22 protein-coding genes are annotated in these 25,594 nt (G+C 58.1%); 10 read left to right on the top strand and 12 right to left on the bottom strand.

What is annotated here, in order from left to right; translation table 11 throughout:
* Positions 1 to 12 precede the first annotated feature (12 nt).
* Positions 13 to 801: a helix-turn-helix transcriptional regulator gene (locus AC2A6O_RS13510; protein WP_498927751.1), complete on the bottom strand. Its 789-nt coding sequence runs from the start codon at positions 799 to 801 to the stop codon at positions 13 to 15.
* A gap of 473 nt (positions 802 to 1,274) precedes the next feature.
* On the bottom strand, positions 1,275 to 1,778 hold the full coding sequence (locus AC2A6O_RS13515) for a TetR/AcrR family transcriptional regulator (RefSeq protein WP_498927753.1): 504 nt from the start codon (positions 1,776 to 1,778) through the stop codon (positions 1,275 to 1,277).
* Between the two features lie 108 nt (positions 1,779 to 1,886).
* Here AC2A6O_RS13515 and AC2A6O_RS13520 point away from each other — a divergent pair, with 108 nt between their 5' ends.
* The gene (locus AC2A6O_RS13520) at positions 1,887 to 2,777 is read left to right on the top strand and encodes a sterol desaturase family protein (protein WP_498927755.1); all 891 of its coding nucleotides are present in this window, start codon (positions 1,887 to 1,889) and stop codon (positions 2,775 to 2,777) included.
* A 273-nt stretch (positions 2,778 to 3,050) separates the two neighbouring features.
* On the opposite strand, the gene AC2A6O_RS13525 is transcribed toward AC2A6O_RS13520, so the two are convergent.
* The gene (locus AC2A6O_RS13525) at positions 3,051 to 4,094 is read right to left on the bottom strand and encodes a metallophosphoesterase (RefSeq protein WP_498927757.1); all 1,044 of its coding nucleotides are present in this window, start codon (positions 4,092 to 4,094) and stop codon (positions 3,051 to 3,053) included.
* A 369-nt stretch (positions 4,095 to 4,463) separates the two neighbouring features.
* Complete coding sequence (locus AC2A6O_RS13530) at positions 4,464 to 5,279, bottom strand: SDR family oxidoreductase (protein ID WP_498927759.1); 816 nt, start codon at positions 5,277 to 5,279, stop codon at positions 4,464 to 4,466.
* Between the two features lie 162 nt (positions 5,280 to 5,441).
* Here AC2A6O_RS13530 and AC2A6O_RS13535 point away from each other — a divergent pair, with 162 nt between their 5' ends.
* Together AC2A6O_RS13535 and AC2A6O_RS13540 are read left to right on the top strand one after the other, a co-directional pair.
* Complete coding sequence (locus AC2A6O_RS13535; RefSeq protein WP_498927761.1) at positions 5,442 to 6,329, top strand: AraC family transcriptional regulator; 888 nt, start codon at positions 5,442 to 5,444, stop codon at positions 6,327 to 6,329.
* Between the two features lie 254 nt (positions 6,330 to 6,583).
* A complete protein-coding gene (locus tag AC2A6O_RS13540; protein ID WP_498927763.1) occupies positions 6,584 to 7,063 on the top strand; it encodes a GNAT family N-acetyltransferase in 480 nt (159 codons plus the stop codon).
* 147 nt (positions 7,064 to 7,210) lie between these two features.
* Here the strand turns inward: AC2A6O_RS13540 and AC2A6O_RS13545 are convergent, their stop codons facing one another.
* On the bottom strand, positions 7,211 to 8,116 hold the full coding sequence (locus tag AC2A6O_RS13545) for an alpha/beta hydrolase (RefSeq protein WP_498927765.1): 906 nt from the start codon (positions 8,114 to 8,116) through the stop codon (positions 7,211 to 7,213).
* Positions 8,117 to 8,243: 127 nt separating this feature from the next.
* Between AC2A6O_RS13545 and AC2A6O_RS13550 the strand changes: the two genes are divergently transcribed.
* The gene (locus AC2A6O_RS13550) at positions 8,244 to 9,149 is read left to right on the top strand and encodes a LysR family transcriptional regulator (protein ID WP_498927767.1); all 906 of its coding nucleotides are present in this window, start codon (positions 8,244 to 8,246) and stop codon (positions 9,147 to 9,149) included.
* Positions 9,150 to 9,259: 110 nt separating this feature from the next.
* Here the strand turns inward: AC2A6O_RS13550 and AC2A6O_RS13555 are convergent, their stop codons facing one another.
* The 3 genes from AC2A6O_RS13555 to AC2A6O_RS13565 form a co-directional block, all read right to left on the bottom strand.
* Positions 9,260 to 10,234: a GGDEF domain-containing protein gene (locus tag AC2A6O_RS13555; protein WP_498927769.1), complete on the bottom strand. Its 975-nt coding sequence runs from the start codon at positions 10,232 to 10,234 to the stop codon at positions 9,260 to 9,262.
* 492 nt (positions 10,235 to 10,726) lie between these two features.
* Positions 10,727 to 11,134, bottom strand: coding sequence for an MAPEG family protein (locus tag AC2A6O_RS13560; protein WP_498927771.1), 408 nt, complete (start codon positions 11,132 to 11,134; stop codon positions 10,727 to 10,729).
* A gap of 114 nt (positions 11,135 to 11,248) precedes the next feature.
* Positions 11,249 to 11,560 (bottom strand): hypothetical protein, encoded by a 312-nt coding sequence (locus AC2A6O_RS13565; protein ID WP_498927773.1) that lies wholly within the window; start codon positions 11,558 to 11,560, stop codon positions 11,249 to 11,251.
* A 96-nt stretch (positions 11,561 to 11,656) separates the two neighbouring features.
* Between AC2A6O_RS13565 and AC2A6O_RS13570 the strand changes: the two genes are divergently transcribed.
* Positions 11,657 to 12,496, top strand: coding sequence for a LysR family transcriptional regulator (locus tag AC2A6O_RS13570; RefSeq protein WP_498927775.1), 840 nt, complete (start codon positions 11,657 to 11,659; stop codon positions 12,494 to 12,496).
* A gap of 287 nt (positions 12,497 to 12,783) precedes the next feature.
* Here AC2A6O_RS13570 and AC2A6O_RS13575 read toward each other — a convergent pair whose 3' ends face one another.
* Positions 12,784 to 13,836, bottom strand: coding sequence for a 2,3-butanediol dehydrogenase (locus tag AC2A6O_RS13575; protein ID WP_498927777.1), 1,053 nt, complete (start codon positions 13,834 to 13,836; stop codon positions 12,784 to 12,786).
* Between the two features lie 635 nt (positions 13,837 to 14,471).
* On the opposite strand from AC2A6O_RS13575, the gene AC2A6O_RS13580 reads away from it, so the two are divergent.
* Positions 14,472 to 15,260 (top strand): phosphodiesterase, encoded by a 789-nt coding sequence (locus AC2A6O_RS13580; protein ID WP_498927779.1) that lies wholly within the window; start codon positions 14,472 to 14,474, stop codon positions 15,258 to 15,260.
* Positions 15,261 to 15,592: 332 nt separating this feature from the next.
* A complete protein-coding gene (locus AC2A6O_RS13585; RefSeq protein WP_498927781.1) occupies positions 15,593 to 16,330 on the top strand; it encodes a hypothetical protein in 738 nt (245 codons plus the stop codon).
* A 294-nt stretch (positions 16,331 to 16,624) separates the two neighbouring features.
* Here the strand turns inward: AC2A6O_RS13585 and AC2A6O_RS13590 are convergent, their stop codons facing one another.
* Together AC2A6O_RS13590 and AC2A6O_RS13595 are read right to left on the bottom strand one after the other, a co-directional pair.
* A complete protein-coding gene (locus AC2A6O_RS13590; RefSeq protein WP_498927783.1) occupies positions 16,625 to 16,927 on the bottom strand; it encodes a putative quinol monooxygenase in 303 nt (100 codons plus the stop codon).
* 74 nt (positions 16,928 to 17,001) lie between these two features.
* Positions 17,002 to 18,018 carry an NADP-dependent oxidoreductase gene (locus AC2A6O_RS13595; protein ID WP_498927785.1) on the bottom strand — a complete coding sequence of 339 codons (1,017 nt, stop codon included), beginning with the start codon at positions 18,016 to 18,018 and terminating at the stop codon, positions 17,002 to 17,004.
* Between the two features lie 91 nt (positions 18,019 to 18,109).
* Between AC2A6O_RS13595 and AC2A6O_RS13600 the strand changes: the two genes are divergently transcribed.
* Positions 18,110 to 19,012 carry a LysR family transcriptional regulator gene (locus tag AC2A6O_RS13600; protein ID WP_498927787.1) on the top strand — a complete coding sequence of 301 codons (903 nt, stop codon included), beginning with the start codon at positions 18,110 to 18,112 and terminating at the stop codon, positions 19,010 to 19,012.
* Positions 19,013 to 19,391: 379 nt separating this feature from the next.
* Here AC2A6O_RS13600 and AC2A6O_RS13605 read toward each other — a convergent pair whose 3' ends face one another.
* A complete protein-coding gene (locus AC2A6O_RS13605) occupies positions 19,392 to 21,764 on the bottom strand; it encodes an arylsulfatase (RefSeq protein ID WP_498927789.1) in 2,373 nt (790 codons plus the stop codon).
* A gap of 366 nt (positions 21,765 to 22,130) precedes the next feature.
* Between AC2A6O_RS13605 and AC2A6O_RS13610 the strand changes: the two genes are divergently transcribed.
* Both AC2A6O_RS13610 and AC2A6O_RS13615 read left to right on the top strand, forming a co-directional pair.
* The gene (locus AC2A6O_RS13610) at positions 22,131 to 23,444 is read left to right on the top strand and encodes a hypothetical protein (RefSeq protein WP_498927791.1); all 1,314 of its coding nucleotides are present in this window, start codon (positions 22,131 to 22,133) and stop codon (positions 23,442 to 23,444) included.
* Positions 23,445 to 24,444: 1,000 nt separating this feature from the next.
* Positions 24,445 to 25,056 carry a LysE family translocator gene (locus AC2A6O_RS13615; protein ID WP_498927793.1) on the top strand — a complete coding sequence of 204 codons (612 nt, stop codon included), beginning with the start codon at positions 24,445 to 24,447 and terminating at the stop codon, positions 25,054 to 25,056.
* The last annotated feature ends 538 nt before the right edge of the window (positions 25,057 to 25,594 follow it).

The raw sequence follows: 25,594 nt of genomic DNA on the forward strand, positions 1-25,594 counted from the left end.
GGGGTTATTGTTTCAAATCAATCCCTTGCCAAGCCAGAGCGCCATCAGCGCCGAACGGCTGGACACGCCGTATTTGCGGAAGATCCGCTTCACATGGTCGTGGGTGGTATGCGGGCTCTGGTTGTTCTGCTCGGCGATCTGTTTTTCCGTCAGGCCAAGCAGCAGACCTTGCAATACCTGCTGCTCGACCGGGGTCAGCGGCGCGGTTGCCACGCCAACGCCTTCGCCCAGCATCTGGTGCTTGAAGAACCAGCGTATGCCGCGCAGCGCATGGGAGACGATTTCCTGATCGTCCGCGGTAAACGGCTTGCTGGCGAAGCTGCGATGAAAACCGATCTGGATTTCCGCATCCTCGTTGATCGGGATGCCGGCCCAGAGGGAATCCTGCCGGTCGAGCGCCTTGTAGTAGTTCTTGTAGGAAGGCCCTTCGAACCACTCCGGCGTGGCCAGCTCCTTCAGGCTGAGGACCCGGAACGTCCCGGCCAGCTCCACGTTGCGCGTGGTGGTGATGTCCGGCTCGCCCTTTTCCATCTCCTCGAAAGCCGCGTCAATCGCCGCATTGGTGTGATCACACGGGTTCAGCGTGAACAGCGTGCGCGGGCGCCAGCCCTTCATTGGATCGCGCGACTGGGGCGAGTTCAATCGCACACAGCCGATCCAATCCGCGTTCTGTGCGTCGATGAGGCCGCAGATCGTCTCGAGCAGGAACCTGCGGGAAGCGTGGATATCCCCGACGTCGTGGTCGGCCAGGTTGTCCCATAGCAAATAGATACGTTCGAGTGGCGTCGGCGCGATTGGCATGAGATTTCCACGAGAGACAGAACAGGCGGGTTGCATCTTGTCTGGATACCCCCCAAAGCCAGCAATGAAAAGGGCCGCAAGGATCCTTCCCGGGGTTTTCAATCGGAAAGCATGTTGCTGGAGTTAAGTCATTTGTTTCAAACTGTTAGGGGTATTTTTCGCTGCCCCTCCCCCCCGGATAACGCACCGATTTGGTCAGTCCAGCTTCGACCTGCCAGTGCGAGAACAACAGCTTTCGAAACCTGCGACTGGGCTTCCGATGTCCGAATTGGGGCACGAAGGAACCATTGGATTAATGGTTATAAATTTCCGCTCCGAGCCATTTGTATCGGCCAGGCATCAGACAGTGTCAGGATCGGCACGCCGCACCGCCGCAAGGCGGGTTTGAGCCCATCTTGGCCAACGCTGCGGCGAAAGTGAACGTCCGCAATCTGATTTCTTTGGCTTGGCGCAGGGCTTGTTTCTTGCCGGGCCTATCTGATCAAGCGTCTGGCCAGTTCCTGAATGAATTCACGGGTAGCGCCCGGGTCGTTCTCCGCGAGATAAGCCATTGACCCGCCGACCACATAGGCGGCTTTCACTCTGGCGTCCGAAATGCTCCGTGCTGCCAGTTCTTCTGACAATCGTTGAATGAGCGCCTCGCGGAAACGTGGCAAGAGCGCATCGCCCCGCCCGCCCTGCATGGCATGGGCAAAGAATTCGGGCGCCTCCGCGACGTGATCGACGAGCCAGTCCAACGTTGCGAGTGCTCCGTTCGGATTGGTCGAAGGGCGGATCTTGGCCATGTTGTCGGAAAAAACTTCGTCCAGCAGATCCGACTTGGTGCCGTAATGTTCGTAGAAGGACGACCGCGCCACCCCGGCACGGCGGCATATCCCGACGATCGTGATCCCGCCCCAGTTGTCCTGCTCCAGCAGTTTCATAAGGGCCTGCTTGAGAGCCGATTTCGTATGCGCTGCGCGCGGGTCTTCGGACACATCGCCTCCGCTCTGTCCGGAAAGTCTCCTCCCGGTCTGGTCCTAGGTCATCCGTTTGCGTAGCGAACGCTATCGGACATGTGTCCGAGACTTCAAGGAGTATCTGGAATGAACGACAATAGCCTGCCCCGCCGGATCATCCGCTGGGGCCTCTATCCCGCCTCGTGGGCCTGGATCATTTTCGGTCTTTGGTACTTCCTTCAGATGAAGGTCGACGAACGGCCCGCATGGGTCCTGATCACCCTGCCGCTCTTTCTGACATATCTCGTTCTCGAGCTGACCTTTCCAATGGACCGGCGCTGGTCCATGACGTGGCGCAACTTGCTGCCCGACTTCATCTATATTGGTCTTTCCGGGGGAACGGTCGGGCTCCTGTCCGCAGGGCTCGCGATGCTGTCCATCACCATTTCGGGACAAGGGGACGGCCTCGCCCGCGACTGGCCGCTCTGGATTCAGGTGCCGGTTCTGTTCCTCGTTTTTGAAATTCTAAACTACCATATCCATCGGGCCATGCACGAACTCCGCGGGCCGATCGGTCGGGTTTTGTGGCAAATCCATGCCGCCCACCATCTGCCCGACCGGCTCTATCTGCTGATGCACGCAGTGCTGCACCCGTTCAACGCGGTGTTCGTTCAGGGCATGACGATCATCGTGCCGATCTGGCTCATGGGGTATCGACCCGAGGCTGTCTTGATCTTTCTGGTGGTCAATGCCTTTCACGGCATCATCAGTCATTTCAATGTCGATCTGCGCCTTGGCTGGGCCAATTATGTCTTCGTCGGCCCCGAGGTTCACCGGTATCACCACTCCGCGAATGTGAGCGAGGCGAAAAACTATGGCGCGACGCTAACGGTCTGGGATCAGATTTTCGGCACGTTCGTTTACCGCCCTGGAACACCACCACGCGAATTGGGAACCGATCCGAAAACGAAGTTGCCTGACTATCGCCAGGTTTATTCAGTCCTGATGTTACCGTTTCGCCGTGGAACCGGAGGATAGAACCGGTTCGTGCAAAAACGATCGCAAAGCCGCCATTCAAAAACTTGCGACACATGACGGCTTCGTCGGACCGCACCGCAGCAGCGTATCAACGAGTGGATGACCGGTGAGGCCGTGAACGACGCTGGCGCAAAATTGGTCGCTGCGATCATTGTTGCGACGCCGCAAGTCCGATTAGAGCCCACTTTGACCAGTGCTGCAAAAATGCATGGAACGGCGGTTTCGGCGGAAGTGTCGCTTGTGCGCGATGATACCACGGCGACCAACGGCAGCTCATCCGGCTTCTTCGAAAGCCTGGTCCACCTTCCTCGGAAAAAGCGTACCATCCATTGGGTCAGCCTCACCGACATAGGCTTCGAAGTGGACGGCACAGTCGGACCCGTTAGACACGACGACACCATAGTGCGCCGGTCCTTCGTAACACTGCTGGCGTCCAGTCCGACCGCGAAGGAAAGGCTCGACGCGATGATGGTTTCCCGCGAGCGTGGCGCAGGGGAGGCCTCCCCAGCTGCCCGCCGACGAGATGTGGCAATGCCCTGCGATGACCTGAAGAATATCAGCACCGCTTTGTTTCAATACCGCGAGGAGGTCGCTCGGTGCGCTGAGACGATAGGTGTCGACAGGCATCTGAAGGGCCGCAGGATTATGGTGGAGGATGACAATCACCTTTAGTCCAGACCTGCGCGCATCTGCGAGTTGTTCGGCCACCCAAGCCAGCTTCGGCGCAGGGAAGCCACCACGCTCATGACCCGGTTCGGAGCTGTCGAGCACGAGCACACAATGCCCTTTGATATCCCTACGACACTGCACGTAACCGTTCGGATCGGTCTCGAAGTTCTCCGCATAAGTCAGGTAGACGTTACGGTCGTCATGGTTACCCAGTGTAACGCATTGAGGGATCGGCAAAGCCCTGCGCAGACTATCAAAGAGCCGGTAGGCCTCGGGCTCGGCCTGATCGGCGATGTCCCCGGCGAAGACGCACAAATCTGCGTCGCCGTGCCGTGCGGCAGCGCTCCTCAAGGCAACTGCAAAACGGGCGGTAGTGTCCATATTGGGTCGTCGGGTGCCGGGCGCAACGAGGTGAAGGTCATTCATCACGACGATCTTGAGGAGCTTGGAATGGGATGCGGAAGTCCGGGGATGATCCAATGACAGAGTCCAATTTCTTTTTTCGCGATACCAGTGGCGTAGTCGGATTTTCAAGTGTTGTCCATAATCGCTGGCGGCTTGTGTGATCGCGGTGGGGCCGCATTGCGAACGTTCGGCCTGGATCGAATGAGCCGAGTTGCAGAAGCCCCCCTGGCGGGCCTTAACCACGTACCAGCTTTGTTATCGGACATTGGGATCTGACTGGCGAAAGTCCGCTTCGTCCCGCATTGCCGACCTTGCCGAATTATCTGGTTGAGCAGTTGCAATGAATGTCTCCTGCGACTGGCCGCACCGCAGCGACATCGAGTTGGATGACCGGCAGCAAAGGGCCGTTTGTGTCGACCAGGCACCAGCCAAGGTCCGGATCGGGATGCTGTGGCGCCGCAAGTCCGCTTAGAGCCCAAACTACCAGCATGCCGCATCGCGTCGAAACACTGCTTCGAAGCGAGTGCGAGAGCAGGCCTTGCACCAGCAAATCGTCACCGAGCTGCGGCTTCCAGCAACAACTAAACATTTCTGGGCCCCTGGGAAGGATCGCTATCCTTCTCGCATCAACTCTTTGATGCCGCCCATGAAAGTCTCGTCGTCTTGCGCCTTGCGCCTGTCCAGCAACGCCTCGGCATCCGCTCCCGCGCGGTAACGTAGACGGTCACCTGTATCGTTGATGGCGCTCCAGATCACCTCTGCAACGCTTTCTGGCGCCGATGGGCTGGACGCCAGCTTGCCAAAGACGCGCCCCATGGCCTCGGCTGTGGGCGCATAGTCTGGCAGGCTTTCATCCATGGCAAAATCGAAGGAACTGCCGCCGAAATTTGTTTTGATCATGCCCGGCTCGACAATGCAAACCCGGATGCCAAGCGGTTCGAGTTCATAATGCAGCGCCTCGGACAGGCCTTCGACCGCGAATTTGGTACCATGATAGAGCGTGCCCAGCGGGAAGGTGATCTGCCCTCCGATGGAAGAGATATTGACGATCGTGCCCGCACGGTTTTCCCGCATGTGCGGCAGCACTGTTTTCGTCACCTCCAAAAGACCGATCACATTGGTATCGAACTGACGCCTTATGCGCTCCATCGAGAAGGCCTCCAGCGCGCCATAAGCCCCGTAGCCCGCGTTGTTGAGCAACGCGTCAATTCGGCCAAAACGGCCGATTCCGGCGTCAACGGCCCCGGCGATCGTATCCGGGTCGGTCACGTCCAGTTTGGCCACGTGCACATTGTCGAGTTCGGCAAGATCACCCGCAGCATCCGGCTTCCGCATCGTGGCGATCACGTTCCAGCCGTTGGCCTGAAAATGCCTGGCCGTCGCTGCACCGATGCCTGAAGAGGCTCCTGTGATCAGTATGGTTTTCATGTCATGTCTCCCATGGCTTAAATTTGGTGACGTTACTCTCGATTTTTTCGCCAATCTTCCTCGAAATTCCGGAAAACTTGCCTGTTTCTCCATTCGAACCGAGTTTTGTTTTAGTTCTTGAACGCGTAGTGCTATTCGAGTCGCGAGAGATTGGAGGCCGCCATGACACGTCCAGGATTGGTCAACCATGTTACGGCGCTGCTGGATCAAGCTGAGGTCCGTGAAGGGGCGATGCACGACAACAGCAGCGGTACGCACCTGCTACGGCACCACGCGACCACTGGTTTGAGCGCAACGGTTTACCGGCCTTTGCTGTGCCTCATTCTGCAAGGCGCAAAGCAAGTTGGGTCAAATACCAAAACGATAACAGTGCGAGCAGGACAATCACTGATTGTGAGCCACACGCTGCCCGTAGTCTCTCGCATAACCGAAGCCTCGCCGGAATGCCCCTACATAGCCCTGGTTTTTCCGCTCGACCTTGACCTGTTACGATCCCTGGCCCCTGCTATGTTGCCGGCTTCGGGGGCGTCGTCTGACCCCTTCTCGATCTGCCAGTGTGACACCGCCCCTTCCATGGATGAGGCTCTTCTTCGGTACTTCTTTCAGTGCGAAGCTGAAGAGACACGTCAACTCCTGGCCCCGATCACGTCCCGGGAAATCCATGCAAGGCTTCTGATCGGACCGCAAGCGCCCGTGCTGCAAAGGTTACTCTGGCACGAAAGCACGGCAAGCCGCATTTTCTTGGCCACGCGCGATATCCAATCGAATCTGTCCGGCGCCATCGTCGTCGGTGATCTCGCTCGCCGCGTCGGTATGAGCAACTCGGCCTTCTTCGAGCAGTTCAAGGCCGTGACAGGAACATCCCCACTCCAGTATCAGAAAGACCTGCGCCTTCTCAAAGCCAGGGATGATCTGAAGACGAGTCGAGCAAAGGTCTCCGAGATCGCATTTGGCGTGGGTTACGAAAGCTCAGCGCAATTCTCGCGGGAGTACTCCCGGAAATTTGGAAGATCACCGCGGCAGGATCGGGAGCTTCAAGCTGTCGGATAGTTCTGTTGCGCTTATGCGTTCGAAAGCGGACCTTGAAAGTTGGAAATCGAGCAGCAGGATTGTCCGCGATGCTGGCATCTGGCGGCCACCCGTCTTCGCAAATGCAAGGAACGGCGGCTTCGGCGGACCGCACCGCAGCAGCGTATCAGCGGTTTGTTTTGAACTTGACCATCGAGCGTGCGGAACGTAGTCCGGTTTTCACCACGAACGCTGCTCCCTACGGCACGCTCATTTGACAGGAGATTGGCACAAGGATGGTTGAGCTTCGGAAAATGAGGTCTGACGAGTTTCCGGGCTATGTCGATTATTTCGTTCCGGACTATGCCACTGAAATCTCTGCAAATTATGACGTGGACATCCAGACAGCCACGAAACAAGCCGCACAGGCGGTGGCCGAAAGCTTTGAGCAGGGCGTCGAAACGCCGGGTCAGGTTTTGTTGTGCATCGTCGCAACAACGGACAACGCGGACGCCCCGATCGGGTATCTTTGGTGCCAGCCGAACGCGAAAAATCAAACCGTGTTCATCAGCGACTTTTCCATCCTGCCGCCTTATCGGGGAAAAGGGTTTGCTCGTCTTGCATTGGCAGCGTTGGATGAGTGGTTCTCAGAAACCGAGTTTGCCGAATTTCGGCTCCGTGTTGCAGCAGACAACAGCATTGCAAAGAACCTGTATCTGTCGGCGGGGTTCACGCCGACAGGCATCAACATGCGACGAGCGATAGAACGCACATAGCACCCAACGCGCTTTGTCGTAGCAACAACGTCCGCTTTGTCCGCAGCGGGGGCTGAACGAGTGCTCGACGGTCAATGACGCCTTGCCTCAGGAAGAAAAACGGCTCTCCGAAAAGTTCTTTCGGAGAGCAGCCGCTAGGAGCGGACGTTATTCCTGGCTCAACGCGGTTTCCAGAAACGCCCGAGCACTTTGCAACGCTTGCGCGCCTTCAAGCAGGACGGAGGCAAACATGTGCCAGACATGGAACATCTCAGGCCATATTTCCAGCGAGACGCGCACTTGCCCCTCGCCCAGGTGCGCCGCGAGGCGGATCGCATCGCTCAGCATCACTTCGCTCTCCCCAATCTGAACGAGGATTGGCGGCAGGCCCGCGACATCCGCAAACACCGGCGACGCCGCAGGATGCGCCTTCGACGCCCCCTGAAGGAAGGCGGCAGCCATAAGATCCAGACCAGCCAGGCTGACAGTGGGATCGATCCCGTCGCGCGTGGTCATGGATGCACCGGTATGTTCCAGATTGGCCCACGGCGAGATGGCGACCCCGGCAGCCGGCAGGGGAAGACCGGCATCCCTGGCAGCGACCATCACCGACACAACCATGGCTCCCCCCGCGGAATCGCCCGCGAACATGATCCGATCAGCGCGGTTCCCTTCCTCCAGAAGCCATCGATAGGACGCGAGAGTGTCGTCGATTGCCGCAGGGAACGGATGCTCCGGCGCGAGGCGATAGTCCGGCATATAGACGACGGCCTTCAGCAGCTTCGCGAAATGCCCGGCGAGCCCGTGATACCCGGCCGGGCTTCCGGCAATATAACCTCCGCCGTGGATGTAGAGGAGTGTACGCCCGCTCTCGACTTCGTCAGGCGTTACCACGGTGCCGGGCACGCCCCCCATGTTGGTTTGGCTGATCGTGACGCCTTCAGGCGTTGGGTGAGCGGATAGCACGTCCAGATACTGGGCGCGCGCAGCCGCCCAATCCCCCTCCCCCTCAAGGAGAAGAGGACCAAAGGAGGCGGAAGCTTCGTTCCAAGCGGCAATACGTTCTTGAACCATGGGAGAAAAGGGCATTTTGAACCTTTAAGTGTTGCGTCTCCTGTCACCTCGACTAGAGAATACTAGTCTCTATAATGGAAATATTCGGGAACTGATTTCCCGTCTATGGTGCCAGCGGAGATGCACGATGCCTGCCAGCGTGGAAGAGATACGGGCCTTCATTGCCACAGTGGATGCCGGTAGCTTCATCGGCGGCAGTCGAGCGATCGGGCTGACGCGGTCGGCCGTCGGGAAGGCAATTGCCCGCACAGAAAAGCGCCTGGGGACCCGGCTGTTGAACCGGACGACGCGTGCGTTGAGCATGACCGACGAGGGAAAGCTCTATTACGATCACTGCAAGCGCATTCTGCATCTTCTGGAGGAGACCGACGCGATCATTGGCGGAGAGCGCGGAACACCCAGCGGCCTGCTGCGCCTGACCGTGCCAACTGCGTTCGGACGGCTGCACGTGCTGCCGCTCCTGCATCGTTACATGGCAAAATGGCCCGATCTGCGCGTGGATGTCAGTTTCAGTGACCGTGTCGAGGAACTGGTGGACGGTGGATACGATCTCGCCGTGCGCATCGGGATTGGAAGCCCAGATTCCCAGATGATCTCACGTGTGGTCGCTCACCATGTCGGGATCTTCTGCGCCGCACCGTCCTATCTCGACCTGCGCGGACGGCCTGAGAAGCCGGACGATCTGCTGTCGCATGACTGCGTGGTGTTCCGCAGCGAGACCAGGCGGCATCCTTGGCGCTTTCGCGATGACGACGGGTCATGGGCAAGCATAAGTGGCCGTGTTCGGTTGCGGCTCGACAGTGGCGAGGCGATAAGAGACGCCGCCATTGCCGGCGTGGGCATCGTCAACCTCCCAAGCTTCCTTGTGCAGGAAGCGTTGCTCGATGGACGTCTGGAACAAGTTCTCTCGAAACACGACACCGAAAGCGTGCCAATCCAGGCGGTCTATTCCAGCAAGCGCTACCTGCCTGCCAAGGTACGCTGCCTTGTCGACCTGATGTCGACTGAATGGGCTGAGACACGTCGTCGTTGATGAACGGGCTATAAGCAACGGTATGGATCGGGCCACTTTCGGACAATCGCTGCGAACGGATGATCTGAAAAAAGCTGCCGTTTCAGGAAAAATCCCGTCGGGACCAACCGCTACTGTTCCAGTGTCTGCCGCCCATCACAGCTTGCGAACGGGGTCTGTCGCCCACTTTCCTGCTCAACGTCAGACTGACCAAAAACCTTCAGTTGATTGCGGCCACATTCCTTGGCTTCGTAGAGGGCAGCATCGCATCTGGAAAAGATCCTGGATGTATCATCGCTGGTCAAGATAGGCGTAAGGCCGACGCAAAATGATATCATCAGGTCAGGCGCATTCCTGACCGGGCGAACCTGGGAAATGGCTTCATAAAGCTGTTCGATTGTTGCGGTGGCGGCCTTTACGCTTTGTCCGGGAAACAGGATCAGGAACTCTTCTCCGCCAAAACGCCCAAAGGCATCACGCAGCTTGATCGTCTCTCGAACAACTCTGGCGAAGGTGACCAGAACTTCGTCACCTGTCTGATGACCATAGGTGTCGTTGATCTTCTTGAAATGGTCGATGTCCAGCAAGCCGACGGTTCCGCCCGCCTCGACAGCGACTTCGCTGGGCTTATGCAATTTTTCCGGTCTGGAAGGCAGCATTCTTTCCAGTTGGCAGATTATATGCCTGCGATTGGAAACACCCGTCAGCTCATCTGTGGAAGAGGCGCGGACGGCTTCGTCCCGAGCCTGTCGAAGCCAGCGTTCTGACTGGCGCAATTCCGAGACATCCGTCCCGACGTAAATGATCCACCCATTAGGCAGCATCGTTTCCGTCACCCAGATGTAGGCGCCGCAGTGTAGATCACTTTCGTAGGTTCTGACCTTGTTTTTGCCACGTCGAGACCTGACCGACGCGATCCAGGCATCGATGTCATCCGACTGGATGATCGTGCCGCGCTTGGCGGCAAAGTTCCGCCTCATCAGCTGTTGCCAGCACAGGTCCTCACCAGGGAGTATGTAGTAGGCTTTGCGAAAGGACTCGTTGGTAAATCGCAGGCGTTCCTGCTCATCATAGACCCCGATCAGGGCAGCGGAGTGCTGCATCATCGCGATTATGTTACCGAGAACAAAATCATCGTCGGGGTGCAAGTGGGATGATGTGCTCTGCGAATGCAAAATACCGATAGGGTCCATATTGCAGACGTCGTCCTCACTGATTGAGATAACTCTCTAATAAAAACGCCCTTTTAGTGTAGCACCATTATTTTGCAGCCAGTATTTGGTGAAAATTACCACTGTATCCCGTCAGCAACCATGAGACATATTAGTAACACTGGGCTTGTCGCAAAGATTTCCGGGGGGGCGTAATTGTCTCGTAACCAGCTGTGTTCTTACGCCCTGTTCTCTGTTCAAGCAGTCCGCAAGAAAGATCCTCGGTCTGCACCTCATCGTGCTGGGACCGGGCGCTGGGGCCGCGGCCATTTGTAAAATGTCGCGTTCCGACTTGCGCTTCGCGACTTCGTTGCGCAGCCCGTCAATCTCCATTTGCTCCGGCTTCATCGACTGGCCCTCACCGCCATCTGGTCGCGCATCCACGACCTAAAACAGCGCGAGGGCGAAGGTCATCGTCGCGGCCCAGCCGACAAGGAAAGCGATCACGCGCAGTGCCGGGATAGCCAGCGTGTAGGACACGAAGTGCACAAGCCGCGCGAAAAAGAACACCGCGCCCGCGGCAGCGGTGAGAGCAGAGGAGTTGCCCGTCGCCAGCACGAGAAGCGCGAGGGGTGCGAAAACCGCGATGTTCTCGACCGCGTTGCCGTGAGCACGCCGTGCCCGAGCGGCCCAGGCGGCCTTGTGCGGCGTTTCGCGTGTCGGATCCCAGATAGCGGTGACGAGCCCCTCCTGCGCGATCAGTTGCAAGATATGCGGCACCCACATGAGGGCAACGGCAATGACGGACAGCGCGAGCCAGAAGGCGTCGGGCTGGCTCATGTCGATGGCAGGCATTCGATGAGGTTCCTTTCGGAGTTCGGTTGAAGGGTTCGCATGACCGCAAGGGGCAGCCTTCGAGGACGCGCCGCAGTCTCGGAGCGGCGATACGAAAACGGAAAAGGTGACGGTTCAGGCGATGGCCTGATCGCGGAACCATGCCGCCTGTACCTGGGGCGAAAGCCCGAGATCCCAGCCGGTCACGATGAGCGGGGGCAGCCCGGCCATCAGGCAGGACAGGTTCCGCGCGGGGGGCCCGGTAGCGGCCCATGGAATGCCCCTGACACCAAACGGCGCATTGCCGGCATTCTCGAAGATCTCCGCCAACCATTCCTCATCGCCATGGCCAGCGCCGCTCGGGCCAAGGCCGCCAGCATCCGCCACGGTCGTGGCAACGCCGGGCGGGTGTTCGGCGGTTTTGTTGCGGGTGGCATACGTCGGCATCGGATGGGCCCCTCTCATTGCACCCCAAGGCCTAGCATGAGCTTTTTCGCAATAATAATGATTGAATGGATAACTTTAATTCTCTAAATGAGATAGATGGATCTAATACAACTCCAGACTTTCCTTGCCGTCGCAGACGGCGGCAGCTTCTCAGCTGCGAGCACACGACTCCATTCAGTCCAGTCGAACATCACGCAGCGGATCAAGAAGCTCGAGGAGGATCTTGGCGGCGTCCTTTTCGAGCGTGGGCGAGCAGGTGCGCGCTTGACGCCATTGGGCGAACGGCTTTTGCCCCAGGCGCGCGAAATCCTGTCGCACGTCGCGACGGTGCGTTCGGATCTTCGCGACGCCTCCGGCGAAGCGGCGCCTCTGCGTCTCGGCGCCCTTGAGACCACGGCGGGAAGCCGCCTGCCGCCAGTGTTGCGCGCGCTCGCGGACCGGGCGCCTAAAGCCGAACTGCGCCTAGTGACCGGCTCCTCCGGCGTTCTGAGCGGAAAGGTCTGGACACGGGAAATCGATGCGGCGCTTGTCGTCGGCGATGTCGATCCAGACCGTTTCCATGCCGTCCCCGTCTTCACGGAAACCCTGGTGGTTGTCACGGCAGCGTCCGGCGCATCCGACAGGGTGTTGCTAGCTTTCAGTGACGGGTGCAGCTACCGGGTAGCGGCTCAGACTTGGCTTCGCCAGAAGGGCAGAGCTGACACGCCGGTCCGCGACTTTGGCGCGCTCGACACCATCCTCGGCTGCGTCGGTGCCGGAATGGGGTTCGCGATCGCCCCCGAAAGCGCGGTAAGGACCTATAATGCGCTCGACACCTTGGCGCTCGCACCGCTCGACGACGCCATGTCGGTCTCCACGACGTCGCTCATCAGGCGCCACGACACCAGGCTGACCCGGACGATGCGGACCCTCGAGGCGATACTGTCCGAACAATGAACCCTTGCGCTTTCCTGTGTTTTAGTTGGTCGGAATAACGAACAACGGCGCTTTGGTGGCGCAATACCAACATGCGCAGATGAGTTACAGGAAACTCGTATTCCTCGTCCTCGGTCAGCCACAGGTGTCAATTTCGGTTCCTGGATTCAACGATCCGGAAATTGACGCCACACGGATGTCGCGACGAAGTTCCGGTATCCGGTGGGGATTGTCGCGCAGCGTCTCGATGTGGGGCTTCCGGCCGCTCTTTCGTATGTGCGCGGCCGGATTTTCCGAGCGGCGGAAGGTCAGTCGGGGGCTTCGACCAGGATCTTCACATGGGATTTTTCCGCGACAAGCGCCTCGAACCCTTCCGCGACGATGTCATCCAGGGGAATCCGCTTGGTGACCAGTTGATCGGCGCTGAAATAGCCTTGGGTCATCAGCGCCATGACCGCCGGATAGACGTTGCGATAGGCGATGGTGCCCTGCAACTGGCGTTCCTTGAGCACGATGGTGTTGGGCTGGAAAGAGGCCTCTTTCTCCCAGATTGACACGACCAGAACCTGCCCCTCGTGGCGGGTGGCGTCGATGCATTGCGGCAGCACCTGAGGCACGCCGGTCACTTCGAAGGCCACATGAACCCCGCCCGTTGCATCGCGGATCGCCGCGACCGCGTCCGTCGCGGTCGGGTCGATCACCGAGGTCGCGCCGAGATCCAGCGCCTTTTGCCGCCGCACTTCCGAGGGTTCCACAACGTGAATCTCCGACGCGCCGGCGACGCGCAATGATTCCACCACCAGCAGGCCGATGGGACCCGCGCCAAAAACAGCGGCTTTGTCACCCGCCTTGATTTTGGACAGGCGCACGGCATGCAGGGCGACGGCGGCGGGTTCGACCAGCGCACCCTGCTCCATCGACAGCGCCTCGGGCATCTTGTGCACCATGCGGGCGGGCACCACGCTATGGGTGGCGAACCCGCCGTGCCCGCCGGACAGGCCGACGAAACCGAGGCTCTCACACAGGTTATACTTGCCTTCGAGACAGGCCGGGCATTCGCCGCAGGCAAAGATTGGCTCGATGGCGACGCGGTCGCCAAGCGCAAGCCCGGTGACACCCTCACCCAGCTCCGTCACGGTGCCACAATATTCATGCCCCATGGTGATCGGAGCCTTGTCGTGACTTAGAGGATGGTCTTCGTCCACGGGGACAAAGATCGGCCCGGCGAGATATTCATGCAGGTCACTGCCGCAGATCCCGGTCCAGGCGACCTTGACCTTCACCTCGCCCTTGCCGGGGACCGGTTCGGCGATATCTTCGACGCGAATATCCTTTACGCCATGCCAACGTGCTGCTTTCATTTCTTTTCTCCGATGTAACTAAAAGGGTACGCCCGGCAGGAGGACGATGCCGGGCGCTTAGGCGCGCCATCAGGGGGCGCGGCCCAGTCAGGGCATCACGCCAGGTGATGTACCTCTTGCAGGCCGTGGACCGGGGTGTCCAAACCCGTCACCGGCTTCAGGTTCCATGTCACGGCAACCAGATCGCGTCAGTCGCTGTCGGTGGCAAACAGCGCGGTGTTCAGGCTGTCGAGCGTCTCTTGCACCTGCGCGGTGACTGTCGAGTCGAGCATTGCGTTTCCTCCTCATCAGCAACGTGATGAGCAGACAGTGGCGAAACAAACCGTGTCTCCACCACCCAAATCTGTCGAAAATCTCTCTACTGGGCGCTTACGCAGTGCAGCATGTTGCAAACGCAACGCCGCGCAACGTGTCAGTCGGGTACGCGCAACCGACAAGCCACACCAGCCGTTCGCCGCATACGTTCCAAATGGTGGCACTGGGCCCTGAACGACGCTGGCACAAAATCGTTTCCTGCGATCAGTGTTGCGGCGCCGCAGGTCGGCCTAGAGCCCAACTTGCACGCGTTCTGCAATGCAGCCAAAGTCCGTTTTGTGGGCACACCAGCGTTTTGCCAAAAAGGAGTTGTAGCGACGATGAAAATTGTTTGGATGTCGGATCCTCATTTTACCCAAGAGGGTCAGGTGCTTGGGCACGATCCACGGATTAGGCTCCAAGCTGCCGTTGAGCACATCAATGAGCACCATTCGGATGCGAGAATGTGCGTCATTTCCGGCGACATGGTCAATCGAGGAACAAAGGCTGACTACGAAGGCGTGGCAGGGCGACTATCCGAATTGGCTATCCCTTTTTTCCCCATGATGGGAAATCATGACAGCCGGGAGCTATTCCGCCAGCTTTTGCCACTTCCTGACGCGGCAATGGAGGGATTCATCCAGTATCGGGTGAAGACACCTGAAGCGCACGTGATTTGTCTAGATACACACAAGACCGGCTCTGACGCCGGAGAATTCTGTGAAATTCGGCGCAAATGGCTCATGGACCGCCTACACGATGCAGGAAAGAAGCCGACCATTCTATTTATGCACCATCCGCCGATGCCACTTGGCCTGCCAATGCAAGACACGGAAAACATGGAAGACGGGCAGGACTTCATAGATTTAATCTCCAGATTTGGGTGCGTGAAGTACATGTTTGTTGGGCATGTCCACCGACCAATTTCTGGCTCGGTTGAGGGTATCCCATTCTCGACGATGCGCTCTGTTCTCTATCAAGCGCCGCCGCCGAAACCCGAATGGAACTGGGATACCTTCGAACCCAGCAAGGAAGCGCCCAATATCGGGATCATTCGACTTGAAGCAGGCTCAGTCACCTTACACTACGACCAATTTTGCTCCTACCAGCTTGGGGTAACTGCATCCTGACTTCTGTCGATTACGTGCAAGACGAGACGAAATTGAGCTGTGAGCAGACCTTGCGCGTTTCGATCCCAACTGCAGCAAAGTCCGCGCTGCCGACCTTGCCGAATTATCTGGTTGAGCAGTTGCAGTGAATGTCTCCTGCGACTGGCCGCACCGCAGCGACATCGAGTTGGATGACCGGCAGCAAAGGGCCGTTTGTGTCGACCAGGCACCAGCCAAGGTCCGGATCGGGATGCTGTGGCGCCGCAAGTCCGCTTAGAGCTCACGTTGACTGATGCTGCGTTGTCCACGAATGTCGGCAACGTGGACGGGAGCGTAAACTAGGACTTTTCGCGTTGATGGACTTCGAGCAACTTCAAAACCTGCTTTCTGACTGGTACGAAGTGCCTTCTTCCGATCTGGGCATTCCCGAAAGCGATATTCGCACTTTGTCGAATCCGATTCTGAAGGACTTCTATCGTCGATTTGGCGCGCTAGCGCAGCGCAAATCTCAGTTTGCACATCCAGAGTCACACAATTCACCGCTGTCATGCCAAGACCACATATTTCCAATTGATGAACTGAAGACTGAAAACGGCTTCACGGTCTTTTGTGATGAAAATCAGAGTGTCTTTGTTGTTGCTGCGAGCGATGTCTCGTCCGATAGCGAAACTTACGCTAGGGGCGACGGGGTTTCTGATCATTTTATCAGAGAGTTGACAGGTGTTCGTGTTCCGTTGCAGGAATGTCTGATTACCTGCGTTCTCCGTGAGACGATAATGAGCGTGGGTGACAGATATCGCAGCATTACGCCCGACAACTTGAAAATGGCTCTGCAATTAGCTCAGGCAGGCGAAACCGTAAGGAGTCGATATATCTGGTCAGACAGCTATTACTCTTTCCACCTTTCAAAAGACGTTTGGTTCATGGACTGGGGCGGCATGCAGTTTGCTGCACATCGTGGTCTGTGGCGGCAAAAACCGTGCACTTGGCAAGAACAGGTCTTCGAGAATGGCGGTAGTTGGTCTTCTGGCCCGTCTGAACCAACGATGAAGCAGAAAATTGAACGTTTTCTGACTCGATTGCGGAAGTGACGCGGCCATTGGGAGGTTCTGTTTGAAAGTAGGTTCGTCCGCACTGCCGACATCTGGCGGCCACCTGTCTTCCCAAATGCAGGGAATGGCGGCTTCGGCAGACCGCACTGCAGCAGCGTATCAACGAGTGGATGACCGGTGAGGGCCGTGGACGAACTGGCGGCTGATGGAGGCGTTGACGTGGGAATCCGTCTCACACGCATCGAAACGGTATGCTCAAACAAACGCTGCAGATCGGTCTGGGTGGTGGCATTTCCTCTGCTCACATAGATGACATGAGCGTGTGGCAAGAGATCAATCTTCGGCAAGGCCACGTTCGTTCGATGCATCATACTTGCGGATCTCGCCCTGCATACTTCCGCGCCACTTTACGATGAAAGCTTCCGTGTCTTCAGCTTCAAGATGGGCTGAGAGTGCGGCTTGGTCGGCCCAGCGTTCCGCTATGAGCAATCGACCAGCCTTGGCATCATCAACGGAAGCGTCATACGAAAGGTTGCCCGAACGTTGGCGCGTCGCCACCGCGAGTGATGCCAGATCCGCAGTAAATTCCGCCAGATCCGAAGGACCGACATACATATATCCGGTCACGATCAACATGGGAGCGTTCCTCCTGTTTGGCTCTCCCCGACCGGAATGCAATCGGGGGAGCAGATTTCAGAGTGGTTGCGCGTTTATCTGGCGATGAGAACGATCTTGCCCTGGATACCGCCTTCGAGTGCCCGCTGATGGGCAGCAGAGGCCTCTGACAGCGGGAACTCACTGTCTATCTCGACCCGGATCGTCCCGTCATCCAGCAGGCATCCAGCTTTAGCCAATTGTGCGCCGTTGGAGCGCACCTGTGCCGTTGAAACGGTGATCCCGCGTCCTGCAGCCTCCTCATGTCCGGAAAAGCCAAGTGGATTGACCAGATAGAGCGCGCCATTCTTCCTGATCACGCTCAGGAAGCGTTCCATGCCGGAACCGCCAACAGCGTCGATGACGAGATCGACATCTGGTGCGGTGGTCTCTGCAGCTTGTCTGGTGTAGTCGATGAAGGCATCAGCGCCGAGATCGCGCAGCACAGTTTCATGTTTGCCGGAAGCGACCGCGATGACATGAGCCCTCTTCCATTTTGCCAGTTGAACTGCCAGGTGACCGACGCCGCCGCCGGCGCCATTGACCAGCACTGTCTTTCCTTCAAGCGGGATCGGCGCATGGTCGAAATCCTGGAACGGATTCGGTGCGTCGTGACCGGGGTCGACAAGGAACTGCCACGCCGTGAGCAGGGACATCGGGGCACCGGCCGCCCGAATGTGGTCGATTCCTGCGGGTTTAAGCGCGAGGTCGGAGACCGGAACCTTGACATAGTCGGCATAGGCATTGCTGCCGGTCATGAGATCATGCGGGAAACGCACCATCGAAAAAACCTCGTCGCCAATGCGGAAACCCGAGACATTCTCTCCGAGCGCTGCGACGACACCGGAGATGTCCGTGCCGAGGATCAGCGGAAAGACCGGGCTGGGCCGCCATTCGGGCGGAAGCGCCCGGTAGCCATCCCGCAGGTAAAGGTCCGGCGGATTGAGGCTTGCCGCATGCACGCGGACAAGTACCTCTCCCGTACCGGCCACCGGTCGCGGCGCCTCCTCGTAGCGCAGCACCTGCGGACCGCCAAATTCATGCAGTCGGACAGCTTTCATCATCTCGGTCATGGGAACCTCTTTCCGTTTCTGATTTTGTTGACCGGATGTATAGGCTTGCTCACAGATTGATAATGGCCCTTCAATTCGCTTTAATAGTGCCATGAAGGAACAAATTGGATTTGAAAGCCTGACCGGCCTTATCGCTTTTGCCCGCGCCGGCTCGCTGGGCAGCTACACGGCCGCCGCGCGCGCGCTCTCCGTTTCGCCCTCGGCGATCAGCAAGAGTGTCCAGCGTTTGGAGCGTCAACTCGGTGTCTCGCTCTTCACCCGCACCACACGCTCGATCACCCTCACGAATGAGGGCCGCGATCTGCATGAACGGGCGCTCAAGCTGCTGCGCGATGCCGAGGAGATCCAACAGGCCGCCAAGGCTGCCCGGTCCGATCCTGCCGGCACCTTGCGCATTGCGGCTTCGTTTCCGATCGGGCTTCACGTCATCGCCCCTTTGCTTCCGGGCTTTCGCGCACGTCATCGGAAGGTCTCGATCGATCTCAGACTGAGCGATCACAAGGTGGATCTGATCGAAGAGGGAATCGACCTTGCCGTGCGCATCGGTGACCTTCCCGACTCAAGTCTCCTGTCACGGAAACTGTCGCCGCAGCGGCTCTGCTGTTATGCCTCACCGGACTATTTGGCTGCGACAGGCACGCCCAGTCATCCTGACGAGCTTCAGTCTCACGAGACGGTAAACCTGCGTTATCAGAGCAGCGGCCAATTGTTCCGCTGGCCGTTCCGGATCGGAGGCCGTGATGTCGAGATCGTGCCGCCATCTGCAATCGTCGTCGATGCGAGCGAGGCCGTGATTTCTGCCGTCGCGGCGGGAGCCGGCATCGGAATGGCGACAAGCTTCATGGTGGCACCCTGGGTCAAGCGTGGAGAACTGGTGCCCGTTCTTTCCGATTTTGCGGTCGAACGTCACAACATCACGGCCGTCTGGCCGCAGAACCGCCGGACGAACCCGGCTGTACGCGCCTTCCTAGACATGCTGACGGAAGCAACGTGACAGTCTGCCTTTGCAAATACGTCAGCTTGCAGCCTGCCACACTTCATGACCGACATCCGAATTATGCTGTTCACGTCCACGCGTCGAGGACGAATTTCGTCTGCTTTCCGGAGGAGAATGGCGTCAAAACCATGGCCGGTCAGGAAGCGCACAGCCGCCTTGCGACAATGTTCTTCGACAATGCAACAAATAGCCGGGTCGGCGGGTTGCGCCGCGGCATCATTTCGGCAAGTGAATGACAGGTCCGGCCTGTGAACGACGCTGGCGCGAACGCTGTCCTCCGAAGATTTTCTGAGGCAGGGCAGAGAAGCCGTTTTGCACAGCCAAACTTGGGCTGAAGCAATGCAGTTGCTCTTTCCACTGCGACCCGAAATCGGCGCTACTGCAATTCTACGCTCACCTGCTTGATCGTGCCAGTAAACGCAAATGGCGCCTCCTCCCTGTAGACAGGAGTAACCGTTGCGCCGAGGTCCATTCCAATGTCCAGCGTCTCGGTTGCAGAGTAGCGGGACGGAACGACTTTCTCGATATCACCGCTTGCAACTTCGGCACCGTCCACAAGGAGCGTCGCCGTGCCGCCAGTGATCTCCTTCCCGGGCTCGAAGGGAAGTTGTTCATAGACCATGGTCACCGTGTGCTCCCCCGGCTCCAGCGGTTCCTCTCCTGCGACCCGGTAGAGGTCCTTGCCGAAGAAGTTGAACTCATACACCGGAACCCCGTTTTCGAGATACAACGTGTATCCGGCCGACGACCCGCCGTTCGCGATGAGTACACCGCTTGCACCTCCCTCAGGGACCTCGATCTCGGCTGTGATCGTATGAGAGCGCTGATAGGCCGGAGCCGCGCTGCCTTCCGGTATGCGTGTCGTTCCCGGCGCATAGGTGAACACGTCTCGACCGCGGGTCACTGACGGGCGTTCGGGGTTTCTGGCACGATCAGAGAAGCGGTCGTCGAGCGGGTAGACCTGGAACTTCCGGGCCTCTTCGTCGAACATCGCCTGAAGCTCGGCGAGTTTCTCGGGGTTCTCGGCAGCGACGTCATGTGCTTGCGAGAAATCTTCCTCGATGTTGTAGAGCTCCCAGGTGTTGTCGTCGAAACCGACGGAGCCAGTCAGCTCCCAGGGTGCGCCATGGAACGACGCGGCGACCCAGCCGTCATGATAGAGCGCGCGATGCCCTCCGGTCTCGAAATACTGTGTGTGCCGTGTCCCGGGAGCATCGGCATCGGCAAAACTGTACTCCATGCTGACGCCTGCCATGGGCGTCTGCTGGGTGCCGTTGACCACTTCGGGCTCTGGAACCCCGACGGCCTCGAGGATCGTTGGAGCAATGTCCACGGCGTGATGGAACTGTGTTCGGATGCCCCCACCGTCGGTGATCTTCGCCGGCCAGCTGACAACCATGCCATTCCGGGTTCCACCAAAATGCGAAGGCACGCGCTTCATCCACTGGAACGGCGATGAGCCCGCCCACGCCCAGCCAACAGGGTAATGGTTTTCATGCAGCGGGCCGCCGATCTCGTCTATCACCGGCAGCTGCGCTTCGACCGTGTCCGGAATGCCGTTCTGGGTCATCATGTTGTTCAGTGTACCGGTGACGCTGCCCTCGGCGCTGGGGCCATTGTCGCCTGCTATCAGAATGATCAGCGTATTGTCGGCCCCGGGCAGAGCTTGAACCTTGTCGATCAGACGTCCGATTTCATAGTCCGTCTGGGCCAGGAATCCGGCGAACACTTCCTGGTGCCTGCTGTAGAGCCGCTGCGCGTCGGCGTCCAGCGTGTCCCAGGTCTCGATTTCCTCCGGTCGCGACGTGAGGTCGGTGTTTTCGGGAACAACACCGATTTCCTTCTGCCGGGCCAGCGTTTCTTCGCGGACCTTGTCCCAGCCCTGATCGAACTGGCCGGAGAATTTGTCGATCCATTCTTCGCTGACGTGCAGCGGGGCATGAACCGCGCCCGGTGCGAAATACATGAAGTAGGGCTTGTCCGGCGCGATGGAGTGCTGCCGATCAAGCCATGCGATCGCGTCGTCCACCAGATCGACGTTGAGGTTGTAGCCCTCCTCCGGGCCTATTTCGGGCTCCACCGGGATCGTGTTCCGAAAGAGCTGCGGGTCCCATTGGCTGGTCTCGCCCCCCTGGAAACCATACCAGTATTCGAACCCCAGCCCGGTCGGCCAGTGATCGAACGGCCCCATGGGAGAGGTTTCCCAATCAGGCGTGTTGTGCCATTTGCCGAAGGCAGCGGTCGAGTAGCCGTGATCCTTGAGGATCTCTGCGATTGTGGCTGTCGAGCGCGGCCAGATGCTGTCGTAGCCCGGATAGCCGGTGGACAGCTCGGTAATCGTGCCAAAGCCACTTTGGTGGTGGTTGCGCCCGGTCAGCAGAGCCGCACGCGTCGGCGAACAGATTGCGGTGGTGTGAAACCGCGTGAAACGCAGGCCATCTTCTGCGAGAGCATCCATGGCCGGGGTCGGAACCGGCCCGCCGAATGTGCCGGGCTGCCCGAAGCCGAGATCATCGATGAGGACGACCAGAACGTTGGGCGCCCCCTCGGGCGGCGTTACGGGTTGCGGGTAATCCTGTGTCGAGCCTTCAAAGGTTTCCGTAATGACGCCTTCAAAAGGTGCTGGTGGGAATGGCAACACGCTGCCGTCCTGCAGCGTATCCTGTGCGCTGGCCGCTGATGCTGACGCGATGAGCAGGAGGAAAGCACCTCCTTGAAGTGCACGCCTGAAATAGAATGGCTGGGACATAAACTTCCCTCCGCGATCATCGAGCTCAATTTTGACGCAGGGTAACATACAATCCATGCGTGCATAAACTCATTTTTAGTCATCACTCCTTGAAGCTGACCTGTGTTCGTCAGGCTGGGGAGTATTGTCGCGGGCTACCAATGAAGAGGCACACTGGCTCAGTCCCGTGCCCTGTCCGTCGCTGTGGTGCAGGTGCAGCGAGTAGCGGACGCGTGCAAACCCTCCGGTGATGCAACAGTGATAAGCTTGACGCAGCTGCGCCACACGAAAAGCGGTTGTTCGCCCCCCTATCTACACAGTGTGTTTGCCGGGGTGGCCTGCAGTGTGTCATCTTGAGATGGGCCGGGCACCATGACGGGTTGAGACATGACAGCGAAGCTAGCGCCAGTTCTCTTGGTTGCTGCCGTGGTGGCCACCGCCCCGGACTTTGCGGTTGCACAGGCGGACGAGTTGCGGCGTTGCATCGCGAGCCCGAATGCCAGTTGCGTAATCGAGCTTGCGGAGCGTTCGTTCGCTGAGGTGCCGGAGAGCCGGTGGCACCTGGTGTTGCCGAACCTTGGCCAAGCCATGATCTACAGCGGGCGTATGGCACGCGGCCTGCGACTTGCCGAACAGATCAAGAGCCCGGCGGTACAAAGACTCGTCTACATGGCACAGGCACATGTCCTTTTCCGAGATGGTGATCTTGCGAGCGCACGAGCGGTTTTGGACGAGCATGGCGGGTCAACGAGCCAGAGCGTGAACGACGTGGCGGACTGGGCGCTGGCCGCCTACGAGCATGGTGACACGGCGCGAGGGGATGCAGCCATCGAGCTGGCGCGCACCCTGCTGCAAAGTCATGAAGCCGCCACCAACCAGGCCGTCTCGGCCGTGTCTCTGCCAAGCGCGGTTGCCGCCTCTGGCGACACCGACACGGCCATCGAAATGATCCAGCAGATGCCTGAGCTTTACGACCGTGTGAGCGCGGCCACCCTGTTGGTTGTTGAAGAACTCGCGGAGGGGCCGGATACAGAGCGTAGCCGGGCGCTGCTGCGGGATGTCTCCACCTGGCGGGCAAGCCTTGATCCAGTACGGGCGTCACAGTCTTTGGTGGGCGAAGCTTGGGCCTGGTTATTGCTTGGCGACACCGACAAATCCCTGAAAATTGCAGACAGCATCTCCGAACCAGGGCAACGCGACTTCACGTTGTCGTTCCTCGTTTTGCGCGCAGGATCGAGCGGTAGCGCCAAGGCCGCATTGTTTCTGGCATCGGAGATCAAGGCACCGGAAAGGAAGGCCTGGGCACTGGCGCAGTGTGCGCGTCAGGCCTTCGTTTCCGGGCATCGGGATGCAGCGATGAAGTGTCTTGAGGCAGCGCGCGAGCCCATCTCCGGATTGATGGATGCCGTGGCACGCGGGGGGCTCGATCATGATCGGCGCTCCGAGATCGATACTGCTCTGGGTGCCGCGGCGGACGCAGAATCGCTGGCCGGTGACGATGCGGCGGTCGCCGAAATCATCGAGGTGTCCGGACTTTACGGCCGTGGCATGAGTGACCAAATCATCGTTGCGCATGTAGATGCCGGCGAATATACGCTGGCGATGCTGCTGGCGTACCATGAGCGCGACAACTTCAGACGGGCGAAAGCACTGTCGTACCTTGCACGCGCGCTGGCAATGCAGGAGTTCCGCGGAGACTGAGTCTCTTTGCTCCTCTCGCGCCCTAACATCTTCACCGTGTTGCGGGTCCGATCCAGGTTAGGCACCGCGATCTTACAGCCGGTTACACGGTCGGCCATTAATGCCGCGCAAGCACACGGTGATTTGGTCCGCATTGCCTCCATCTGATGGTAAGCCGACTATAGGATGCAGCGAATGATGGCTTTGGCGGGCTGCGCCGAGGCTGCATATCAGCAGATGAATGACCGATCTGGGACGATTGAGGCGATCAGGCGCCAGCCAAGGTCAGGACCGGGATTGCTGTACCGCGGCAAGCCCGCTTCAAGCCATAACGGCAGCTGATATATGATCCGGAATTGGTTGAAGGATCCCCGGTTTGCGCCAGAGCCGGACGTTTCGGTCAGTGATCGGATCTCTAAATGCTCCACTGTTCACGCTATCGCCGGGGCACATCAGCTGCCTGGAGATTGTCTCTAAGCGCCTCAACGAATTCAGGCGTCAGCCGGCTTTTCGGCAGCGCATAAAACCTACCAGGGAGGAAATCCGGATAAATCAACCTAGTACTGTCGTCTTCAGAGAAAGCTTCAAGCTCGCTCCATCTGGCAGTGGTTTGTCTGTGCTTGCTTCGTTGAGTTAAACACTTGGGCTGAATTTCATATGTGAACTCATCCCTTAGAACAGGCTGTGTCTTCATAGCAAGCCTACCATTCATCGCTATTGAGCCTCTTTGAGACAGCCAACAAACGCCACGCTCGGCGACAGTCAGCAGCCACAGGTCTGGCTGACGACCCTGTCCCGATTCCTCTGCTTCAGGTCTTCCGGATTGAGGCGGCCACCTCCTCGCTTTTCAAGCCACTTCGTTTTCGCGAAAAACTGGCGCCGCTTTCCCACGGCCTCCGCCATCGGGGGTCGCATCTTCAGGCCTGCATCTCCAGTGTTTCGAAAAATACTCCAGGTGTGAACACGTTCACATCACGCAACGGAAACATTTGTTACGCAAGAGCCATTGCCAGGAGGAAAGATGTCTACCGAAATATGGTTTGCCCTTGCGGCGACAAAATTTGCTTCATCGATTGCGCCTGGGCAGAACGTTGCCTTTGTCAGCGCCGCGACAACCCGCTCAGGTTTTCTGGGCGGCGTTGCTTCGCTTACCGGCATTCTTGTTGCCGAGTTCGTATGGGTGGTTCTGGCGGTTTTCTTTGCGGTCAGACTACTGGAAGTCAGTCCTTTTCTTATTCACACCATGCAATTGGCCGGTGGACTCATGCTTGCCTATTTTGGCTTCAGCATTTTGCGGGAAATGAATTTCAGCAAGATGGCACACGCCCCCACTTGCCGCTACGCCCATTATGCCGTGAAAGGGGCCTGGATCGGTCTGGCAAACCCGCTTGCGTTCATGTTTTTTGCCGCCCTTTTTCCCGGGTTCCTGTTTCAGATGACAGACGAGCCCGACACCGCAAGCCTGATTTTATGCATACCCGTTGTCCTGACCTCCTCCGCATGTGGCCTCATACTCTGGATGGTGGCCACCAGAGTTTTGTCCGTAAACAAAAGTATTGCCAACGTCGTAAACTATATTTCTGGCACAACACTATTGATTTTGGGCGCGCGCGCATTCCTGAAGTTCTTCTAATACGCCAATATTTATACTCATCAAATCGTCTGAATGCTTGAAACGGTATCGCAATACCAGGTCCCGGACCAGATCAGAACCAAGTCGTTGAACGACGTGATTGGAGACAAACAAGGGGTGAGCGCCGCGTGGGTGCTCACTGACAAGACAACATCACCGGCCCCAAAGGCAACCTGGAAGAGTATGATTGATATGATCAATACAGCTAGTCATTTCCAAGAGAGAAGTACCATAAGAAATCGCTCTTCAGGCGGCTGCCTCGTGAAAGTGGTCTCTTATCTCCTCAAGATTGTCATTCCAGTTCTGTTGCTCGGACAGGTGTCTATCCATTCCGCGCAAGCCATGGATCCGAGCGATTACGAGAGAGATCTTCGTCGACAAATTGCAAACACTAACAACGCAATTCAGGAGTCTGAAAGGCGCATATCTGAAATACAAAGAAGAATGAAGACAATCGATGATAGATATCGGGAGACGATAAAAAGAGAAAAACTATCAGAACAAGAACAGAAAAATCTTCTCAAGAAAACAAATCAGG

This window comes from Labrenzia sp. ATLA3, from assembly GCF_057180185.1.

What these genes read in the sequence shown, in the direction of transcription:
- AC2A6O_RS13510 (WP_498927751.1), bottom strand. Translation starts at nt 801, where the DNA reads ATGCCAATCGCGCCGACGCCACTCGAACGTATCTATTTGCTATGGGAC.
- AC2A6O_RS13520 (WP_498927755.1), top strand. Translation starts at nt 1,887, where the DNA reads ATGAACGACAATAGCCTGCCCCGCCGGATCATCCGCTGGGGCCTCTAT.
- AC2A6O_RS13530 (WP_498927759.1), bottom strand. Translation starts at nt 5,279, where the DNA reads ATGAAAACCATACTGATCACAGGAGCCTCTTCAGGCATCGGTGCAGCG.
- AC2A6O_RS13535 (WP_498927761.1), top strand. Translation starts at nt 5,442, where the DNA reads ATGACACGTCCAGGATTGGTCAACCATGTTACGGCGCTGCTGGATCAA.
- AC2A6O_RS13540 (WP_498927763.1), top strand. Translation starts at nt 6,584, where the DNA reads ATGGTTGAGCTTCGGAAAATGAGGTCTGACGAGTTTCCGGGCTATGTC.
- AC2A6O_RS13545 (WP_498927765.1), bottom strand. Translation starts at nt 8,116, where the DNA reads ATGGTTCAAGAACGTATTGCCGCTTGGAACGAAGCTTCCGCCTCCTTT.
- AC2A6O_RS13550 (WP_498927767.1), top strand. Translation starts at nt 8,244, where the DNA reads ATGCCTGCCAGCGTGGAAGAGATACGGGCCTTCATTGCCACAGTGGAT.
- AC2A6O_RS13555 (WP_498927769.1), bottom strand. Translation starts at nt 10,234, where the DNA reads ATGATGCAGCACTCCGCTGCCCTGATCGGGGTCTATGATGAGCAGGAA.
- AC2A6O_RS13560 (WP_498927771.1), bottom strand. Translation starts at nt 11,134, where the DNA reads ATGCCTGCCATCGACATGAGCCAGCCCGACGCCTTCTGGCTCGCGCTG.
- AC2A6O_RS13565 (WP_498927773.1), bottom strand. Translation starts at nt 11,560, where the DNA reads ATGCCGACGTATGCCACCCGCAACAAAACCGCCGAACACCCGCCCGGC.
- AC2A6O_RS13570 (WP_498927775.1), top strand. Translation starts at nt 11,657, where the DNA reads ATGGATCTAATACAACTCCAGACTTTCCTTGCCGTCGCAGACGGCGGC.
- AC2A6O_RS13575 (WP_498927777.1), bottom strand. Translation starts at nt 13,836, where the DNA reads ATGAAAGCAGCACGTTGGCATGGCGTAAAGGATATTCGCGTCGAAGAT.
- AC2A6O_RS13580 (WP_498927779.1), top strand. Translation starts at nt 14,472, where the DNA reads ATGAAAATTGTTTGGATGTCGGATCCTCATTTTACCCAAGAGGGTCAG.
- AC2A6O_RS13590 (WP_498927783.1), bottom strand. Translation starts at nt 16,927, where the DNA reads ATGTTGATCGTGACCGGATATATGTATGTCGGTCCTTCGGATCTGGCG.
- AC2A6O_RS13595 (WP_498927785.1), bottom strand. Translation starts at nt 18,018, where the DNA reads ATGACCGAGATGATGAAAGCTGTCCGACTGCATGAATTTGGCGGTCCG.
- AC2A6O_RS13600 (WP_498927787.1), top strand. Translation starts at nt 18,110, where the DNA reads ATGAAGGAACAAATTGGATTTGAAAGCCTGACCGGCCTTATCGCTTTT.
- AC2A6O_RS13605 (WP_498927789.1), bottom strand. Translation starts at nt 21,764, where the DNA reads ATGTCCCAGCCATTCTATTTCAGGCGTGCACTTCAAGGAGGTGCTTTC.
- AC2A6O_RS13610 (WP_498927791.1), top strand. Translation starts at nt 22,131, where the DNA reads ATGACAGCGAAGCTAGCGCCAGTTCTCTTGGTTGCTGCCGTGGTGGCC.
- AC2A6O_RS13615 (WP_498927793.1), top strand. Translation starts at nt 24,445, where the DNA reads ATGTCTACCGAAATATGGTTTGCCCTTGCGGCGACAAAATTTGCTTCA.